Raw genomic sequence first — 17,924 nt, forward strand, 5'->3', positions numbered from 1 at the left:
AAGCGACACCGGCGCCCGTCCGTGCTCGCAGGCCAGGCTCCGAAAAAGTGGCAGGCCGCACAGAACACGAGAGCCGCCCGGAGGCGGCTCTCGCAACGCGATGCGGCGCGGCCGGTGATCAGGGCCGCCGCGCCAGCGCCTCTTCGTCCTTGGCCTTGGGCAGCAGGTCCTGCTTGGTCACCTTCAGCGGGCCGACCGTCAGCATCGGGCAGGCGATGAAGATCGAAGACAGGGTGCCGATCACCGCGCCGATCATCTGGCTCAGCGCCAGGCCTTCGAGCGAACCGCCGCCGTACAGGTACAGCGCCAGCACCGACAGGAAGAACACCAGCGAGGTGATGATGGTGCGCGACAGGGTCTGGTTGATCGAGCGGTTCATCACCTCCAGCGGCTCCACGCGCAGGCTGCGGAAGTTCTCGCGGACGCGGTCGAACACGACGATGGTGTCGTTGATCGAGAAGCCCATCACCGCCAGCAGGCCGGCGAGCACGGTCAGGTCGAAGTCGCGGCCGGTCCAGGAGAAGAACGCGGCCGTCACCAGCACGTCGAACAGCGTGGTCACGGTGGCGACCACCGCGAACTTCCATTCGAAGCGGAAGCCGATGTAGATCAGGAAGCCGACCACCACGAACAGCGCCGCGTACAGGCCGTTGCGGGCCAGCTCGTCGCCTACCTGCGGGCCGACGAACTCGGTGCGCAGCAGGTGCGCCTGATTGTCCGGCAGCGAGGCCGCGGCCAGCACGTCCTGGGCGGTGCGGTTGTTGGCGTCGGTGGTGGTCTGGCCGTCGCGCGGCTGCAGCCGGACCAGCAGGTCCGTGCCGCTGCCGAAGCTCTGCACCTGGGCGCCCTCGTAGCCGGCGTCGGCCAGGCGCTCGCGCACCCCGTCGATGCTGGCCGGGCGGTCGAAGCGCACCTCCACCACGGTGCCGCCGGTGAAGTCCAGCGCGTAGTTGAAGCCATTGACGACGATGGTGCCGATCGAGGCGGCGAACAGCAGCGCGGCGATGGCCAGGGACACCCAGCGCATCCGCATGAAGTCGATGCGGGTGTCGTTGGGGATCAGGGTCAGCGGGAAGATCTTCATGTGCGTTCCGTTCCCGTCAGATGGCCAGGGACTTGAGCTTCTTGCGGCGGGCGTAGACCAGGGTCACGATCGCGCGCGAGACGGTGATGGCGGTGAACATCGAGGCCAGCACGCCGATCACCAGGGTGACGGCGAAGCCCTTCAGCGGGCCGGTGCCGAACGCGTACAGGGCGATGCCGGCGATGATCGCGGTCAGGTTGGCGTCGAGGATGGTGCCGCCCGCCTTGTCGTAGCCGGAGACGATCGCCGTCTTCGGCGGCACCCCGGCGCGCAGCTCCTCACGGATGCGCTCGTTGATCAGCACGTTGGCGTCCACCGACAGGCCGATCGACAGGGCCAGGCCGGCGAAGCCCGGCAAGGTCATGGTCGCGCCGAAGATCGACATGACGGCAACGACGATGAGCAGGTTGAACAGCAGCGCCATGCCGGTGATCACGCCGAACATGCGGTAGTAGACGGCGAAGAACACCAGGGTGAACAGGAACGCGTACAGGACCGCGGTCACGCCGCGCTCCACGTTCTCCTTGCCCAGGCTCGGGCCGACGATGCGTTCCTCGACGAAGTCCATCGGCGCGGCCAGCGAACCGGCGCGCAGCAGCTTGGCCAGGTCCTCGGCCTCGGTCTTCTCCAGGCCCGTGGTCTGGAACTGCTTGCCGAACACGCCCTGGATGTTGGCCACCGAGATGACTTCCTCCTTGACCCGGAAGCTGCGCACCTCCTCGCCGTTGACCTCGGTCACCTGCGGGATGCGCTCGGTGTAGACCACCGCCATCGGCTTGCCGACGTTGGCGCTGGTGAAGTCGAACATGCGGTCGCCGCCGACGTTGTTCAGGGTCACGCTGACCGCCGGCTGGCCGTTCTGGTCGACGGTGGTGGTCGCGGCGACCATCTGGTCGCCGGTGACGATCACGCGCTTGCTCAGCAGCTCGGGGCGGCCGTCGCGGCGGTAGAACACCTTGGCTTCCGGCGGCACCCGGCCGCTGGCCACGGCATCGGCGGCATTGCCTTCGATCACCGCGCGGTATTCCAGGGTCGCGGTGGCGCCGATCATGCGCTTGGCCGCGGCGGTGTCCTGCACGCCGGGCAGCTGCACGACGATGCGGTCGTTGCCCTGGCGCTGGATGATCGGCTCGGCCACGCCCAGCTCGTTGACGCGGTTGCGCAGGGTGGCGATGTTCTGCTCGATCGCCGAGCCGGCGATGGAGGTCAGCTCGGTCTCCGGGATCCGCACCACCAGGCGGTTACCCTCGCCTTCCATGGTCATGGCCGGCATGACCTTGGCCAGCTGCGCGCGCGCGGCGGCCGGGTCGGCGTCGGAGGCCAGGTTGATGGCGATGCTGTGGTCCGGGCGCCGGTCGACCGCGGTGTAGCGGATGCGGTTGTCGCGCAGGGTCACGCGCACGTCCTCGACGTAGGCGTCCACGCGCTTCTCCAGCGCCGCTTTCTGGTCGACCTGGAGGACGAAGTGCACGCCGCCCTGCAGGTCCAGGCCCAGCACCATCGGCTGCGCGCCCAGGCGGTCCAGCCACGGCGGCACGTTCGAGGCCAGGTTCAGCGCGACGGTGTAGTTCTCGCCGAGGTTGCCGCGCAGGGTATCGGCGGCCAGGGTCTGGGCGTCGGCGTCGGCCAGGCGCACCAGCAGGCTCTCGTTCTCCACCGCCACCGACTTCGGCTGCACGCCTGCCTCGGCAAGGTAGCCACCCACGCGGGTCTTGAGCGCCTCGTCCAGCACCGCGCCACGGTTGGCGGTGACCTGCACGGCGTAATCGCTCTGGAACACGTTGGGCAGCGCGTAGACCACGCTCAGCGCCAGCACGAGCAGGATGACGAAGTACTTCCAGCGGGGAAATTCGAGCATTGCGGAACCCCGCGCGGCCCCGCCGCGCGGGACCACGCTCAACGGTGGGACGGGAGGATCAGGCGGACTTCAGGGTGCCCTTGGGCAGGACGTTGCCGATGGCGCCCTTCTGCACGCGGATGCGGACGTTGTCGGCGATCTCGACGGTGACGAAGTTGTCGCCGATGTCGGTGACCACGCCGGCCAGGCCGCCCGAGGTCAGGACCTCGTCGCCGCGCGAGAGCTTGTCCAGCATCGCCTTGTGTTCCTTCTGCCGCTTCATCTGCGGGCGGATCATCAGGAAGTACATGATCGCGATCAGGATGATCGGGAACAGCAGCATGCCGAAGCCACCACCCTGCGGCTGGCCGGCGGCGGCCTGGGCGTGGGCGGTCGGGATCAGGAAATCGAGGAAGCTCATCGGGATCGTCCGGTTGTGCGGAAAATAGCCGCGGATTATGCCATAGGGACGCAGCGGCCCCTTTCCAAGCCCGTTCGGACCGTTTTTCGCGGCCGGGGGTTCCCGGCGGCACCCCCGGCCGCCGAACGGTAGCGGCCGGCGCCCGCGGACCGTTGCTCCGCGACCGCCACGGCTCGATGCGGACCAGGCCGGGATGACGACGCGTCGGGAGACGACGCAGCAGGGACCGTCCCTTCAGGGCGGAGTTCCCGACCAGCCCGTCGCTTTGCGGAGTGAAAAGCAAAGCCTCGGCGCCGGACGGGGCCGCCGCACCCCGGGGGCCGGGCTTACCCCTCGGGACGGCATCCTGCCTTTACGAGGGGCCGTGGCACATCCATGTGCCACTTGCGCCCGGCCCCCGGGGTACGACGTCCTCGGGCGACCTGAAAGATCACCACTCCGTCCGCCCGAGACTGACGCGGCGCCCGTCGACCACGACGCCCCCGCGCTTCCTGTAGGAGCCCATCCTCATGGGCGACCGGGGCATCTGACCGCCGAGGCGTCGTCCGTGCCGACGGCGTCGGGTCGCCTATGAATCGGCGCCTACACATGCAGAGCGGAGCAGTGATCCGAAAGCCCCTCAAAAGCCGCTGCGTTCCTGTAGGAGCCCATCCTCATGGGCGACCAGGGCGTCTCACCGCCAGGGCGTCATCCGTGCCGACGCCGTCGGGTCGCCGATAAATCGGCTCCTACACATGCAGAGAGCGGAGCTACGACCCGAAAGCTCCCGAAGACGCGGTGCGCCGGGGCTGTCGCGGTTCCCACCGAAGTCGACCTCGACCGGCGCTCCTGCGGTTGCGGTTGCGGCCATCGAACTCCACAGGCACACCGCCGGGCCTATCCGCCGCGTGCTGCGTAGAACGCCCTGCGGAACGCCTCGAACCGCCCCTGCGCGATCGCCTCACGCATGTCCGCCATCAGCTTCTGGTAGTACCAGAGGTTGTGCAGCGTGCCGAGCATCGGCGCGAGCATCTCGTTGCAGCGGTCCAGGTGGCGCAGGTAGCTGCGGGTATAGCCGCCGGCGCAGGCCACGCAGCCGCAGCCCGGCTCGATAGGGTCCAGGTCGCGCTCGTACTTCGCATTGCGGATGCGCACCGTGCCGAACGAGGTGAAATAGTGGCCGTTGCGCGCATTGCGCGTCGGCATCACGCAGTCGAACATGTCCACGCCGCGGGCCACGCCTTCCACCAGGTCCTCGGGCCGGCCCACGCCCATCAGGTAGCGGGGCCGGTCGGCCGGCAGGCGCGGATGCAGGTGCTCGAGCATGGCGTTGCGCTCGTGCTCGGGCTCGCCTACCGCAAGTCCGCCGATCGCGTAGCCGTCGAAGCCGATCGCCTGCAGCCCGTCCAGCGAACGGCTGCGCAGGTCCGGATACACGCTGCCCTGGACGATGCCGAACAGCGCCGCGTCGTTGCCCAGGCCGTCGTGCGCGTCGCGCGAGCGCCGCGCCCAGCGCAGGCTCAGCTCCATCGATCGGCGCGCCACGTCCTCGGTCGCCGGATACGGCGTGCACTCGTCGAAGATCATCACCACGTCCGAGTCGAGCACCTGCTGGATGCGCATGCTCTCCTCCGGGCCGAGGAACACCTTGGCCCCGTCGGTCGGCGAGGCGAAGGTCACGCCCTGCTCGGTGATCTTGCGCCGGTGCGCCAGCGAGAACACCTGGAAGCCGCCGGAGTCGGTCAGGATCGGCCCGTCCCAGCGGGTGAAGCCGTGCAGCCCGCCGTGCGCGCCAATGACGTCGAGGCCCGGGCGCAGGTACAGGTGGAAGGTGTTGCCGAGGATGATCTCCGCGCCCAGCGCGCGCACCTGGTCCGGCAGCACGCCCTTGACCGAACCATAGGTGCCCACCGGCATGAACGCCGGCGTCTCCACCGTGCCGCGCGGGAAAGTCAGGCGGCCGCGCCGGGCGGTGCCGTCGGTGCTCTGGAGCTGGAACTGCAGTCGGGACATGGAACCGGTCGGGCTTGCGGGGCCGTATTGTCGCCGATCGCCGGGGAATGGGGGCGGAGCGCGGCGCTCCAGCCGGATCCCGAACCTTGAAAAGCGCAGGAGCCTGGCTCCGGACGGGGCCGCCGCACCCCGGGGGCGGCTTACCCCTCGGGACGGCCTCCCAGCGACGATGCGCTATCGCCGTTTTGCTCCTGTAGGAGCCCATCCTCATGGGCGACCGGGCGTCGGACCACGAGCGCGCCGCCTGCGCAGAACGCCTCGGGTCGCCGATGAATCGGCGGCTCCTACACTGAGGAAACAGCGCCCTGCACCTTGATCGCCGCCGCGCTCCCTGTAGGAGCCCATCCTCATGGGCGACCGGGCGTCGGACCACGGGCGCGCCGCCTGCGCAGAACGCCTCGGGTCGCCGATGAACCGGCTCCTACACTGAGGAAACAGCGCCCTGCACCTCAATCGCCGCTTCGCTCCTGTAGGAGCCCATCCTCATGGGCGACCGGGCGTCGAACGATGAAGGGTCACCTGCGCCGATGACGTTGGGTCGCCGATGAATCGGCTCCTACATGAAGAGCGAAGCGGCGACCCAGAAGCCTCCGAAGACGCGGTGGGCCGGGGGTGTCGCGGGAGCGGACAGGGATGTCCGCGCCGGATCGTCGGCACAGGGATGTGCCGCCGAGCCGGCCGCGACACCTCCGGCCCACCGCGGCTCCCGCCGAAGCCGATTGGCACGGCGCTCTTGCAATCGCCGTGGCGGTTGCGGTCGTTCGAAGCCGTCGAAATGGCTCCGATGCGGCACACCCACCCGCAGCCGTTACCGCGGAGACTGCCCCCACAGCAGCATCGCGTCGCCGTATGAGAAGAACCGGTAGCGCTGCTCCACGGCATGCCGGTAGGCGTCGAAAATCCGCTCCTTGCCGGCGAAAGCCGACACCAGCATCAGCAGCGTGCTTTCCGGCAGGTGGAAGTTGGTCAGCAGCGCATCGACACTGCGGATCCGGTAACCAGGGAAGATGAAGATCCGGGTCTCGCCGGCGAACGGCCGCAGCTCGCCCTCCGGCATCGCCTCGCTGCAATGCCATGCACTTTCCAGCGCGCGCACCACCGTCGTGCCCACCGCGACCACCCTCCCCCCCGCCTCGCGCGTGCGGCGCACCTGCGCGACCAGCTCGGCGCCGACGTTGAGCCACTCGCTGTGCATGGTGTGCTGGCGCACGTCTTCCACCCTCACCGGCTGGAACGTGCCCGCGCCCACGTGCAGGGTCACATGGCCGAACTGGATCCCGCGTTCGCGCAGCGTGGCCAGCAGCGCCTCGTCGAAATGCAGGCCCGCGGTGGGCGCGGCCACCGCGCCGACCTGGCGGGCGAACACGGTCTGGTAGCGCTCGGCGTCGTCCTGACCAGGTTCGCGGCGGATGTACGGCGGCAACGGCAGACGGCCTACCTTGAGCAGCCACGGCTCCAGCCCACCCTCGACCTCGAAGTGCAACTGATAGAACTCGCCGTCGCGGCCGAGCACCTGCGCGTGGCCGCCGCCATCGAGCACGATCCGGCTGCCGGCCTTGGGCGACTTGCTGGCGCGCACCTGCGCCCGCGCCTGCTCGCCTGGCAGCAGCCGCTCGATCAGGATCTCCACCCGCCCGCCACTGTCCTTCTGCCCGAACAGCCGCGCCGGGATCACCCGGGTGTCGTTGAACACCAGCAGGTCGCCCGGCTGCAGCAGGCCCGGCAGGTCGCGCACGTGCAGGTCGGAAAACGCGGCCTGGCCCGGCGGCACCAGCAACAGCCGGCTGGCCGAGCGCTCGGGCAGCGGAGCCTGGGCGATCAGCTCCTCGGGCAGCTCGTAATGGAAGTCGGACTTCTTCAAGGCATCGGCCATGCGTGCAACCGGGCGCCACCGTGCGCCCGCGGAAGCCGGCCATTGTACCGGCCCGCCGCGCGCGGCCCCGGGACCCGTAGAGCGGGGCTTGCCCCGCTGCCGACGCCCGCCGCCCGCGCCTTCGCGGGAGCAGCGGGGCAAGCCCCGCTCTACACGCAGCGCCTTCGCGGGAGCAGCGGGGCGAGCCCCGCTCTACGTGGGCGATGACACGTGCCTGCGCGACTCAGCGCTCGAACTTGGTCGACAGCACGATCGAGGTGGAGGTGCGCTCGACCCCGTCGATCGCGCCGATCCGGTCGGTCAGCACGTCCATCTGGTGGACATCGCCCACCACGCCCAGCGCGACCAGGTCGAAGGAGCCGCTCACCGACTGCAGGGTGCGCACCTCGGGGATGCCGTGCAGCTCCTTGACCACCGCCGCCATCTTCTTGGGCAGCACCGTGATCATGATGTGGGCCCGGATCCGCGCCTGCTCCACGCCCTCGTCCACGCGCACGGTGTAGCCGCGGATCACCCCGGCCCGCTCGAGCCGGTCGATCCGGCTCTGCACCGTGGTCCGCGACAGGTCCAGGCGGCGGGCGATCTGCGCGGTCGAGGCGCGTGCGTCCTCGCGCAGCAGGGAGAGCAGTTGCTCGTCGGCCTCGGTGATCTTCACTCGCGCACCCTTTTGCCCAGCAGATTTCGTCGATCCGACGAAAATCGCCGGATTCCTGCCGGATCATAGCTGCCAATCGACGATCCCATCCAGATAATAGGGAAAGCATCCGCCGGTCCCGGGAGAACCGCATGTCCATCCTCGCCCCCCTTGCCCCCCTGCGCGCCCACGCCGGCCAGCGCCTGACCGCCGGCCTGGACGACGCCACCGTCGCCGGCCTGGCCGCCTCACACCCGGACCTGGCCGCCGCCATCGCCGCGGCCGCCGCCGAATACGAGCGCGTCCGCGGGGAAGCGGCCGACCTGCTGGACCTGGACGAGGCGGCGCAGATCGATGCCCTGCAGGCCGGCTTCGTCAATTTCTACGCCGACGACTGCGTCACTCCCTACGTGGCCCTGGCCGCCCGCGGCCCCTGGGTGGTCACGCTCAAGGGCGCGGTGCTGTACGACGCCGGCGGCTACGGCATGCTCGGCTTCGGCCACACCCCGGGCCCGGTGCTGGAGGCGATGGCCCGGCCGCAGGTGATGGCCAACGTGATGACCCCCAGCCTGGCCCAGCGCCGCTTCGCCAGCGCGCTGCGCGAGCGGATCGGACAGGCCCGCGGCGGCTGCCCCTACGAGCGCTTCATGTGCCTCAACTCCGGTTCCGAAGCGGTCGGCCTGGCCACCCGCATCGTCGACATCAACGCCAAGCTGCAGACCGACCCCGGCGCGCGCCACGCCGGCGCCACGATCAAGCGGCTGGTGGTCAAGGGCAGCTTCCACGGCCGCACCGACCGCCCGGGCCTGTATTCCGATTCCAGCCGCCGCGCCTACGTGCAGCACCTGGCCAGCTATCGTGGCGAAGACTCGGTGATCGTGATCCCGCCCTACGACGTGGCCGCCCTGCGCCAGGCCTTCGCCGAGGCGGGCAAGCGCGGCTGGTTCATCGAAGCGGTGTTCCTGGAGCCGGTGATGGGCGAAGGCGACCCGGGCCGCGCCGTGCCGGTGGAGTTCTACGCCGCCGCGCGCGAGCTCACGGCCGAACACGGCAGCCTGCTGCTGGTCGACTCGATCCAGGCCGGCCTGCGCGCGCACGGCGTGCTGTCGCTGGTGGACTACCCCGGCTTCGAGGGCGTGCAGCCGCCGGACATGGAGACCTATTCCAAGGCGCTCAACGCCGCCCAGTTCCCGCTGTCGGTGCTGGCGGTGACCGCGCACGCCGCCTCGCTGTACCGCAAGGGCGTGTACGGCAACACCATGACCACCAACCCGCGCGCACTGGACGTGGCCTGCGCCACCCTGGCGATGTTCACCCCGCAGGTGGCCGAGAACATCCGCGTGCGCGGCGCCCAGGCGCTGCAGAAGCTCGAACAGCTCAAGGCCTCGCTCGGCGGCCTGATCACCAAGGTCCAGGGCACCGGCCTGCTGTTCTCGTGCGAACTGGCCCCGCAGTTCAAGTGTTATGGCTCGGGCTCCACCGAGGAGTGGCTGCGCCAGCACGGCGTCAACGTGATCCATGGCGGCGAGAACTCGCTGCGCTTCACCCCGCACTTCGGCATGGACGAGGCCGAACTGGACCTGCTGGTCTCCATGGTCGGCCGCGCCCTGCGCGAGGGGCCGCAGCGGCAGCAGGCGTCGGCGGCCTGAGGCGAGAGGCAGGATCCGGTCTCGGCTCAGGAAGGGGTCGCCGCCGACGGACCCGGAGCGAAGCCGCGGCTCCAGACGCCCGCGCTTGACTGGAAAAGAGCGAAGCCCCGCTCCGGAAGGGGCCGCCGCACCCCGGAGGCCGGGCTTACCCCTCGGGACGGCATCCTGCCTTTACGAGCGGCCGTGGCACATCCATGTGCCACTTGCGCCCGGCCCCCGGGGTACGGCGTCCTCGGGCGACGTTGGACGCCACACTCCGTTGGACAGAAGCTGACGCACCCAACGATCAGGCCGCCGTGCTTCCTGTAGGAGCCCATCCTCATGGGCGACCGGGGCATCTGACCCCCTGGGTGTCGTCCGTGCCGACGCCGTCGGGTCGCCGATAAATCGGCTCCTACACACACGCAGAGCGGAGCCACGACCCGAAAGCGCCTCAAAAACCGCTTTGCTTCCTGTAGGAGCCCATCCTCATGGGCGACCGGGGCATCTGACCCCTTGGGTGTCGTCCGGGCCGACGGCGTCGGGTCGCCGATAAATCGGCTCCTACACACATGCGGAGCGGAGACGCGACCCGAAAGCCCCCCGAAGACGCGGTGGGCCGGGGGTGTCGCGGGAGCGGACAGGGATGTCCGCGCCGGATCGTCGGCACAGGGATGTGCCGCCGAGCCGGCCGCGACACCCCCGGCCCATCGCGGCTCCCACCGAAGCCGACCACAAGCAGCGCTCCTGCGGTTGCGGCTGCGGTTGCGGTCATGGTCGCCCTGCCCTCGCTCGCTGCCGGAAGCAGGCCGTTGCCATCGCAGCCCGCCGCTAGTCCCCGCTGCCGAACCGTGCCAGCGACTCCGCCACCCGCGCCCGCGCCTCGGCGGCGTCGCCCCACCCGGCCAGCCGCACCGCATTGCCGCCTTCCGGCAGGTCCTTGTAGACCCGGAAGAACGCCTCGATCCGCTGCCGCTCGATCGCCGGCAGGTCGACCAGGTCGCGGATGCCGGCATAGGTGGGATCGACCTGGTCGACCGGCACGCCGATGATCTTCTCGTCCTGCTCGCCCTTGTCGGTCATGCGCAGCACCGCGACCGGGCGGAAGCGCACCAGCACGCCCGGATGCAGCGGCTGCCGGGTCAGCACAAGCGCGTCGAGCGGATCGCCATCGCCGGCCAGCGTGCGCGGCATCGAACCGTAGTTCGCCGGATAGGCCACCGGCATCGACAGCACCCGGTCGACGAACACCAGGCCATCCTCGCCGATCTCGTACTTGACCGACGTCCCCGCCGGAATCTCCACCGCCAGCAGCACCTCCGCCGGCGCCTGCGCCGGCTGCGTGGCCAGGAACGGATGGCCCACGTACGCATCGCGGCCGCCGGCCACGGCTGACAGCGACAGGAGCAACAGCAGGAAGGGCGGCAGGCGCAGGAACAGAATCGACATGGTGTCCTCGTCAGGGAGAAAAGCGGATGTGCGCTGCCGCGGCGCTTATTCCCAGCACCGGTCCGCGCGCCCCTTCAGCGTCTTCGCGCGCTCGCACCGGCGCTGGTCGATGCGGCCCTCCGGCAGGTCCACCAGCGATTTCGCATTGCCGTCGTCGCGCAACTCGAACGCGTCGTACAGGCGCCCGGTGGCGGTGCGCGCCTCGTAGCGCAGGCGCGCGCCATCGATGCGCACGACCTGGAACAGCTGCGTGTCCTCGGCCACCGGACGCATGGTCCGGCGCGCCTGCTCCGACAGCCGGTACTGCTTGGCGCCGGCCACCGAGACCACGAACACCGGCGTCGGCGCTTCGCCCGGCAGGCGCCGGCCGTAGACATGGTCGTGGCCCTGCAGCACCAGGTCCACCGCGTGCCGGCGGATCACCGGCAGCAGGTGCTTGCGCAGCAACTCGTTGTCGCGACCGGCGCGCGGCGAATAGAACGGCTGGTGGGTCACCACGATGTTCCAGCGGTGCGGACTGGCCGCCAGCACCCCGTCGAGCCAGCGCGCCTGTGCCTGCGCCGTGCCCAGGTCCAGCGCGGAGGTGCCGTCGATCACCGCCACCCGGACGTCCTGGTAGTCGAACCAGTAACTGGTCCGCTCCGCGCCCGGCGCGCCGTTGCCGGGCAGCGCGAACTGCAGCGGCCAATGCGCACCGAGTACCCGGCGTTCCCGCGGCGTGTCCTCGAACTCCTCGAAGTACTCGTGGTTGCCCGGCGCCGGCGCCACCGCCATCGAGGTCGGCAGCGATTCGTTGGCCTCGAACCACTCGCCCCATTCGTTGTCGTCCTCGCCATCGCCGCCGCTGACCAGGTCGCCCGCGAACAGCGCCAGCCGCGCGTCGGGGGCGTGGCGCATCGCCTCGCGGACCACGCGCGTGGTCAGGCTGACGTTCTTGTTCTGGGTGTCGCCGAAATACAGCAGCGCCAGCGGCGCGCCCGGCTCCGGCGCGGTGCGGGTGTGGTGCCAGGCGCTCCAGGTGCCGCCGCCCTGCACGCGCCAGGCGTACAGGGTGTCGGCCTGCAGGCCGTCCACCTCGGCGCGGTGGTGCCGGGCGATGCCGTTTTCGGTGCGCAGCTCGCGCGAGCTGGCGCGCACCTGCCGCGGCGTGCCCATGTCCGGCGAATCGCCGGCCGGCACGATCTCCAGCACGGGCGCGGCCACCGTCGCGTCGGTGCGCCAGGCCACCGCGAAGCCGTGCGCGGCGTCCTGCGCCGGCGACAGCACGATGCGGTCGGGGAACACGCTCGGCGCATAGCGCACGACGCCGGCGGGCACGCGGGTGTTCGGCTCCGGCGCACGCGCGGCGTCCTGCGCCCACAGCGGCGCGCAGCCGGCGCACAGCAGCAGGCCGAGCAGCGCGCGCAGCGGCATGCCCCGGCTCAACGCCGGCACTCCCGCAGCTCCAGCGCCGCGGCGATCTCGCGCCAGTCGAACGCGGCCACGCCTAGGTCCAGGTGCGAGGCGTAGAACACGCCCTGCGGGAACCTCTCATCGCCGCGCTCGTCCAGCCACACGCCATCGGTCAATCCGGTCACCTCGCCGGCGAACGACCCCACATGCGCCAGGCTTCGGCGATCGAACAGGTGGAACACCGTGCGGTCGGCGAACTGGTCGCTGGCCACCCACCAGCCGCTGCCGTCGGCGCAACGCATCAGGGCGATGCCCTCGGCCTGGGCCACGTACTGGCCCTTGCCGACGTCGCGCCCGAGGTAGCGGCCCTGCAGGTCGTACTCGCGCAGCAGGGTGCCGGTCGGCACGTCCTCCTCGGCCACCAGCAGGCGATTGTTGGCCGCGTCGCCGAACAGCGACTCGGGCACGCGGATCGCCCCGGCCGCGCCGGTATCGCCGAAGGCACCGGCGTCGCGCGCCGTCCACTGGCCGCCCGCCTGCGCCACCTCGTAGCGGCGGAAGCGGCGGTCCAGCTGCGCCAGCGGCGGAACGATGTCCTCGCCCTGCGCATCCTCGCCGGCCATGTAGGCATCGCTGACCAGCACCTCGTAGCCCTCGCCCTTCGGCTGCACCCACAGGCCGTACGGCTGCTGCAGCGCGTCGGCACCGAAGGCCAGCAGCGGGGTGAAGTCCGGCAGCTGGAACATCTGCACGCGGCGGTTGTCGCGCTCGACCACGAACAGGTAGCGGTCGTCGATGGTGGCCACGCCGTTGGGGCGCTGCAGCTGGCCCAGCGCGGTACCGGTGCCGCCGACCGTGCGCAGGCGCTGGCCGGTATCGCCGTCGTAGACGACCAGCTGGTCGGTCGCCTTGGCGCTGGCCACCAGCATGCGCTTGCCGTCCTGCAGCCAGCTGGCCGGCGAATCGATGTTCTCCTCCGGCGTGGACGGGGTCACGAAGGCTTCCTTCACCACCACGTGCGCGACGTCATGGTCCCGCAACAGGACGTCGTCAGCCTCGTACTCGTCGGGTTCGCGCGCGTCGGCCGGAGCGTCGGCCGGAGCCGCAACCGAAGTCGCAGCCGGATCGGGCGGATCGGCCGAACAGGCGGCAAGCAGAAGCGCGAGCGCCGGTGCCAGGAAGCGGAAGTCCATGCAGCTGTCCCCTTTGCGAAGGTTCGAAGAAATGCGAGGCATCCTATGAAGCAATTGTGACAATCGCGAGTAGCGCGATGCGCGGATGACAGCGCGGTTGCGTGTCACATGCGTGCCACATCGCCGGGTGAAAGTTCCGTTCATTTTCCACCCCACGGAACTTCCCTGCAGATGAAACGCCACGCCCTGACCATCGGCCTGTCACACGCCATCGCCTGCGCCACCCTGTTGCCCACCGGCGCCGCGTTCGCCTACTCCGCCTCGCCGGACGGCGCCGCCGATCCGGCCGGCGAGCCGCGCCAGCTCGACACCGTGGTGGTGCAGGGCGAGATCACCTACCGCAACCGCACCGCCGACATCGCCCCGGCGCTCTCCTACGACCTGGAGTACTTCCAGCGCTTCGAGCCGTCCACCGTGGGCGACATGATCAAGCGCCTGCCCAGCGCGGTGTTCGTCTCCGACGTGCTGGAGTACGACGCCGTGCAGCTGCGCGGCCTGGCGCCGGGCTACACCCGCGTGCTGATCAACGGCAAGGACGTGCCCGGCGCCGGCGACGACCGCTCGTTCTGGGTGGACCGGATCCCGGCCGAGATGGTCGAGCGGATCGAGATCATCCGCTCCGGCAGCGCCAACCGCTCCGGCGACGCGATCGCCGGCGCGATCAACATCATCCTGCGCGATGCCTACGAGTTCGACGGCGCCTACCTGCGCGTGGGCGCGATGCGCTACGACGACGGCGAAGCGCAGCCGACCTTCGGCGGCGTGGCCTCCGGCGCGGCGCTGGGCGGCCGCATCCTGGCCGGCTTCAACGTGCAGGACCGCTACAACCCCAAGGTCAAGCGCAGCGACCGCTTCGACAACCCCGACGACAGGAACCTGGTGTCCTGGGAAGACCAGACCGACACCCGCGACGGCCAGGACTACTCGGGCAACGTGTCCTACACCGCCGACGTCGGCCAGACCGGCCGGGTGTCGATCGACGGCTTCTACGTGAAGACCGACCGCGAGCAGGTCGAGGTGTCCCACGAGGAGGAATACGACGGCGACGAGGTCGTGACCTCCGACGTGCCGGGCCGGGTCGACGTGGACCAGTCCAACTGGGGCCTGGGCCTGGGCCATGCGCAGAACATGGCCGGCGGCACCACCGAGTTCGGCATCAAGTACGCCGGCTTCAAGGACCGCAGCAACGAGAGCGAGGAAAAGATCGAGTTCGTCGACGGGGAGTGGGACGCGCACGAGGCCGAGGCGCTGGACATCGATGTTGACGACCGCGAGACCAGCCTGCGGGCCGCGCACAAGCGCAGCGTCGGTGACTCGGCGGTGCGGATGGAGTTCGGCGTCGACTACCGCGACAAGAAGCGCGACACCACCCACGTCTACTCCGCCTTCGAGGCCGAGGACGAAGGCGATCCGGTGGTCTACGAGGCCGACGGCGTGGTCCACAGCCTGATCGACGAAACCCGGCTCGACCCCTACCTGATGTTCTCCAGCGCCGCCGGCGCGCTTTCCTGGGAGGCGGGCCTGCGCTGGGAGACGACCGACTCGGAGATCCGCTACCGCGCCGACCTGGACGAACCCACCGAAACCGTGTCGCAGGACTACGACGTGCTGCTGCCGTCGGCGCACCTGAAGTGGAACCTGACCGAGGCCAGCCGGATCAACTTCTCGCTGGCCCGCAGCCTGCGCCGCCCGGCGTTCAACGACCTCATCCCGGCCCTGCTGTCGGAGGAGTTCGGCGACAACGACTTCATCGGCAATCCGCTGCTGGAGCCGGAGACCGCCAACGGCCTGGACCTGGGCTTCGAGCACCAGCTCGGCGAGCGGGGCGTGGCCGGCATCAACTTCTTCTACCGCGACGTCAAGGACGTGATCGAGCTGGTCAACACCGGCGTGCCCAACGAGGCCGCGTACGACGACTGGGCTGATGACGTCGAGGACTACATGGACGACAACGGCGTCGACCAGGACACCGCCGAGGCGGCCGTGCCGTTCGAGCCGAACAGCTTCATCTACACCATGGACAACGTCGGCGACGGCGAGGTCTGGGGCGTGGAGTTGGACCTGGCCACGCCGCTGACCGCGATCGGCCTGCCCAACACCGGCGTGTTCGCCAACTACTCCTGGCTGGACAGCGAGATCGAGGACTTCATCGGCAAGCGCCGCTTCAACAACCAGGCCAGGTACGTCTACAACGTCGGCTTCATCCAGGACCTGCCGGACCTGGCCGCCTCCTTCGGCGCCAGCTACCGCAAGCAGGGCGATGCGTTCTCGCGCGTGCTCGGCGAAGAGGTGCTCACCACCTACGACGCCGACCTGGAGGTGTTCATCGAGAAGCGCTTCGGTGACAGCTTCTCGGTGCGGCTGAGCGGTACCAACCTGCTGGACGCGAAGAAGCGCGAGTACTTCAGCAAGTTCGACAACGAGGCCGACCAGGTGGACCGGGATTTCGACGAGTACGAGGAAGAGGCCGAGTGGGCCGGCCCGCGCTACCAGCTGGTCATGCGCTGGTCGTTCTGACCCGCGACGGTGGGGCCACGGAAGGGCCGGCGCGAGCCGGCCCTTGCCGTTCGTGCGCTTCCAACCGGCGGGCGCGTTGAGGCAGACTGCCCGCAAATCCGGAGCCGCCGCCATGAAGACCGTCGAAGTCCGCCACCCGCTGGTCCAGCACAAGATCGGCCTGCTGCGCGACGCCGCGCTCAGCACCAAGGGCTTCCGCGAACTGGTCACCGAACTGGGCACCCTGCTCGCCTACGAGGCCACCGCCGACCTGGAAACCGAGGCGGCGACCATGCCCGGCTGGGCCGGCGAAGTGCAGGTTCGTCGCATCGCCGGGGCCAAGATCACCGTGGTGCCGATCCTGCGCGCCGGCCTGGGCATGCTGCCGGGCGTGCTCGCGCTGATCCCGGCGGCCAAGGTCAGCGTGGTCGGCCTGCAGCGCGACGAGGAAACGCTGCAGCCGGTGCCCTACTTCGAACGCCTGACCGGCCGCCTGGACGAACGCGACGCGCTGATCCTGGACCCGATGCTGGCCACCGGCGGCACCCTCATCGCCACCATCGACATGCTCAAGCGCGCCGGCGCGCGCCGGATCAAGGGCATCTTCCTGGTCGCCGCACCGGAAGGCCTGGCCAACCTGGAGGCCGCGCACCCGGACGTGGCGGTGTACACCGCCGCGATCGACCAGCGCCTCAACGAAAAGGGCTACATCCTGCCCGGCCTGGGCGATGCGGGCGACCGGATCTTCGGTACGCGGGTGGAGTAAGCGCGCCCGGGCGGGCGCCAGCGCGCGTCCGCAAAGGCGGTCGCAGATCAGGTTCAGCGAGGGTCAGCTCGCAGCCCTGGTCTCGCAAAGCCCAGCCAGCAGGCGCAGTGCCTTCGGCCAAGCCTGACCCAGGTGCTCCGCCCATTCGGCGGGAACGTCCTGGTCGATCACGAGCCGGGTGCCGCCCTGTACCGGCTGGAGCGTGTAATTCTCGTAGGCCGGCGCCCAGGCGCGCACGGCCTCGCTCGTCATGTCTTCCGTACCGTTGGCGATGAATCCAAGGTGGCGGATTGAAATGAACTCGTTCCTTCGGCTCTCGGCGATCTCCGAGACCATCCCGTCCCCGCTTGGCGCCAGGAAGCGGATCCTCGCCCCCTCCTCCCAGGAACCCTGGAAGTACGAGCCCTCCGCGAACGCCGAGGTCCACTGCTTGTAGCTGTCCAGAGAAGTGATGTGGTGCCACACCACGTCCGCGGGAGCCTGGATGGTGGTTTCAAACCGGATGCGGTTGAGGTCGGGCATGACGATCACCAGGATTGGATGGAAAGCGACTGGGCGACGTCGCTGACCAGCACACCAGGTTGCTGGCTTAGCTGGAGGGCGGCACTTCGAACTCGTCGCTGTAACGGCCGATTGTTCTTGGGCCGGGCTTTGGCATGGGAGCACTCTGAGGGTTAGGTCAGGGTGTCCACTGAACCGTAGGAACTACCGCTTCGGCTTGAATGAACTGTTAGGCGGCGCCGCGATGATCCGCGCGAACCGCTCGCCACCCCAAGTAGCTAGATAGTACGCCGAAGCCCAGCGCGAGCAGCATGGCGATGTGGGCTTGGCGGCAACGGAACTCTTCTGCGAAGAGCGAGAACCTGCCCCCGCAGTAGCCAGACGCCAGACTTGCCGCAGAAAGAATCCAGAGTGCGCAGTACAGGCAAGCGAGGAAGCTAAGTACCGCACCCAGCGAGAACCACACGCGCGATTTACTAGCCATAGCCGCCCAACGCCTGAATTAAGCCGACCCGCGAAGCGGGTTCGGCTTGAATGATGGGATGGACTCCTCCCGCGTCACCACACGGCTTCGATGAGCCAGACCGATACTGGATCGGGACACGGGATCACGAGAGGAGTCCACGCCATGCATGCTAGTACCGTTGCCATCGACCTG

At 69.5% G+C, this 17,924-nt stretch carries 13 protein-coding genes; 3 read left to right on the plus strand and 10 right to left on the minus strand.

The features are described from left to right. Positions 1 to 118: 118 nt before the first annotated feature. The 6 genes from secF to ABKA19_RS11440 form a co-directional block, all read right to left on the minus strand. Entirely contained in the window at positions 119 to 1,084 is a 966-nt protein-coding gene (secF, locus tag ABKA19_RS11415) for a protein translocase subunit SecF (RefSeq protein WP_353688986.1), read from the minus strand. Positions 1,085 to 1,100: 16 nt separating this feature from the next. Then, entirely contained in the window at positions 1,101 to 2,942 is a 1,842-nt protein-coding gene (secD, locus tag ABKA19_RS11420) for a protein translocase subunit SecD (RefSeq protein WP_353688987.1), read from the minus strand. A 58-nt stretch (positions 2,943 to 3,000) separates the two neighbouring features. After that, the gene (gene yajC / locus ABKA19_RS11425) at positions 3,001 to 3,342 is read right to left on the minus strand and encodes a preprotein translocase subunit YajC (RefSeq protein ID WP_162378557.1); all 342 of its coding nucleotides are present in this window, start codon (positions 3,340 to 3,342) and stop codon (positions 3,001 to 3,003) included. 876 nt (positions 3,343 to 4,218) lie between these two features. After that, a complete protein-coding gene (gene tgt, locus ABKA19_RS11430; RefSeq protein WP_353688988.1) occupies positions 4,219 to 5,334 on the minus strand; it encodes a tRNA guanosine(34) transglycosylase Tgt in 1,116 nt (371 codons plus the stop codon). A gap of 808 nt (positions 5,335 to 6,142) precedes the next feature. Beyond that, positions 6,143 to 7,195, minus strand: coding sequence for a tRNA preQ1(34) S-adenosylmethionine ribosyltransferase-isomerase QueA (gene queA / locus ABKA19_RS11435; RefSeq protein WP_353689016.1), 1,053 nt, complete (start codon positions 7,193 to 7,195; stop codon positions 6,143 to 6,145). 235 nt (positions 7,196 to 7,430) lie between these two features. Beyond that, positions 7,431 to 7,862 carry an Lrp/AsnC family transcriptional regulator gene (locus tag ABKA19_RS11440; protein WP_162378555.1) on the minus strand — a complete coding sequence of 144 codons (432 nt, stop codon included), beginning with the start codon at positions 7,860 to 7,862 and terminating at the stop codon, positions 7,431 to 7,433. A 131-nt stretch (positions 7,863 to 7,993) separates the two neighbouring features. Between ABKA19_RS11440 and ABKA19_RS11445 the strand changes: the two genes are divergently transcribed. Beyond that, entirely contained in the window at positions 7,994 to 9,490 is a 1,497-nt protein-coding gene (locus tag ABKA19_RS11445) for an aminotransferase class III-fold pyridoxal phosphate-dependent enzyme (RefSeq protein WP_353688989.1), read from the plus strand. Between the two features lie 810 nt (positions 9,491 to 10,300). Here ABKA19_RS11445 and ABKA19_RS11450 read toward each other — a convergent pair. The 3 genes from ABKA19_RS11450 to ABKA19_RS11460 are packed head-to-tail and all read right to left on the minus strand — an operon-like array spanning position 10,301 to position 13,503. Further along, positions 10,301 to 10,918 (minus strand): inorganic diphosphatase, encoded by a 618-nt coding sequence (locus ABKA19_RS11450; RefSeq protein ID WP_353688990.1) that lies wholly within the window; start codon positions 10,916 to 10,918, stop codon positions 10,301 to 10,303. Positions 10,919 to 10,963: 45 nt separating this feature from the next. Further along, positions 10,964 to 12,343 (minus strand): purple acid phosphatase family protein, encoded by a 1,380-nt coding sequence (locus ABKA19_RS11455; protein ID WP_353688991.1) that lies wholly within the window; start codon positions 12,341 to 12,343, stop codon positions 10,964 to 10,966. Further along, positions 12,340 to 13,503 (minus strand): phytase, encoded by a 1,164-nt coding sequence (locus ABKA19_RS11460; protein WP_353688992.1) that lies wholly within the window; start codon positions 13,501 to 13,503, stop codon positions 12,340 to 12,342. The genes ABKA19_RS11455 and ABKA19_RS11460 overlap by 4 nt, the downstream gene beginning before the upstream one ends. Positions 13,504 to 13,674: 171 nt before the next feature. Between ABKA19_RS11460 and ABKA19_RS11465 the strand changes: the two genes are divergently transcribed. Together ABKA19_RS11465 and upp are read left to right on the plus strand one after the other, a co-directional pair. After that, a complete protein-coding gene (locus ABKA19_RS11465) occupies positions 13,675 to 16,020 on the plus strand; it encodes a TonB-dependent receptor plug domain-containing protein (RefSeq protein ID WP_353688993.1) in 2,346 nt (781 codons plus the stop codon). A gap of 112 nt (positions 16,021 to 16,132) precedes the next feature. Continuing rightward, positions 16,133 to 16,765: a uracil phosphoribosyltransferase gene (upp, locus tag ABKA19_RS11470; RefSeq protein WP_353688994.1), complete on the plus strand. Its 633-nt coding sequence runs from the start codon at positions 16,133 to 16,135 to the stop codon at positions 16,763 to 16,765. A gap of 63 nt (positions 16,766 to 16,828) precedes the next feature. Here upp and ABKA19_RS11475 read toward each other — a convergent pair whose 3' ends face one another. Next, positions 16,829 to 17,287 carry an SRPBCC family protein gene (locus tag ABKA19_RS11475; RefSeq protein WP_353688995.1) on the minus strand — a complete coding sequence of 153 codons (459 nt, stop codon included), beginning with the start codon at positions 17,285 to 17,287 and terminating at the stop codon, positions 16,829 to 16,831. Positions 17,288 to 17,924 lie beyond the last annotated feature (637 nt).

The sequence above is a fragment of the Pseudoxanthomonas sp. Soil82 genome (assembly GCF_040446535.1).
GTDB classification, from domain to species: domain Bacteria; phylum Pseudomonadota; class Gammaproteobacteria; order Xanthomonadales; family Xanthomonadaceae; genus Pseudoxanthomonas; species Pseudoxanthomonas kaohsiungensis.

What these genes read in the sequence shown, in the direction of transcription:
- ABKA19_RS11460 (WP_353688992.1), bottom strand. Translation starts at nt 13,503, where the DNA reads ATGGACTTCCGCTTCCTGGCACCGGCGCTCGCGCTTCTGCTTGCCGCC.
- yajC (WP_162378557.1), bottom strand. Translation starts at nt 3,342, where the DNA reads ATGAGCTTCCTCGATTTCCTGATCCCGACCGCCCACGCCCAGGCCGCC.
- ABKA19_RS11475 (WP_353688995.1), bottom strand. Translation starts at nt 17,287, where the DNA reads ATGCCCGACCTCAACCGCATCCGGTTTGAAACCACCATCCAGGCTCCC.
- tgt (WP_353688988.1), bottom strand. Translation starts at nt 5,334, where the DNA reads ATGTCCCGACTGCAGTTCCAGCTCCAGAGCACCGACGGCACCGCCCGG.
- ABKA19_RS11445 (WP_353688989.1), top strand. Translation starts at nt 7,994, where the DNA reads ATGTCCATCCTCGCCCCCCTTGCCCCCCTGCGCGCCCACGCCGGCCAG.
- upp (WP_353688994.1), top strand. Translation starts at nt 16,133, where the DNA reads ATGAAGACCGTCGAAGTCCGCCACCCGCTGGTCCAGCACAAGATCGGC.
- ABKA19_RS11450 (WP_353688990.1), bottom strand. Translation starts at nt 10,918, where the DNA reads ATGTCGATTCTGTTCCTGCGCCTGCCGCCCTTCCTGCTGTTGCTCCTG.
- secF (WP_353688986.1), bottom strand. Translation starts at nt 1,084, where the DNA reads ATGAAGATCTTCCCGCTGACCCTGATCCCCAACGACACCCGCATCGAC.
- secD (WP_353688987.1), bottom strand. Translation starts at nt 2,942, where the DNA reads ATGCTCGAATTTCCCCGCTGGAAGTACTTCGTCATCCTGCTCGTGCTG.
- ABKA19_RS11465 (WP_353688993.1), top strand. Translation starts at nt 13,675, where the DNA reads ATGAAACGCCACGCCCTGACCATCGGCCTGTCACACGCCATCGCCTGC.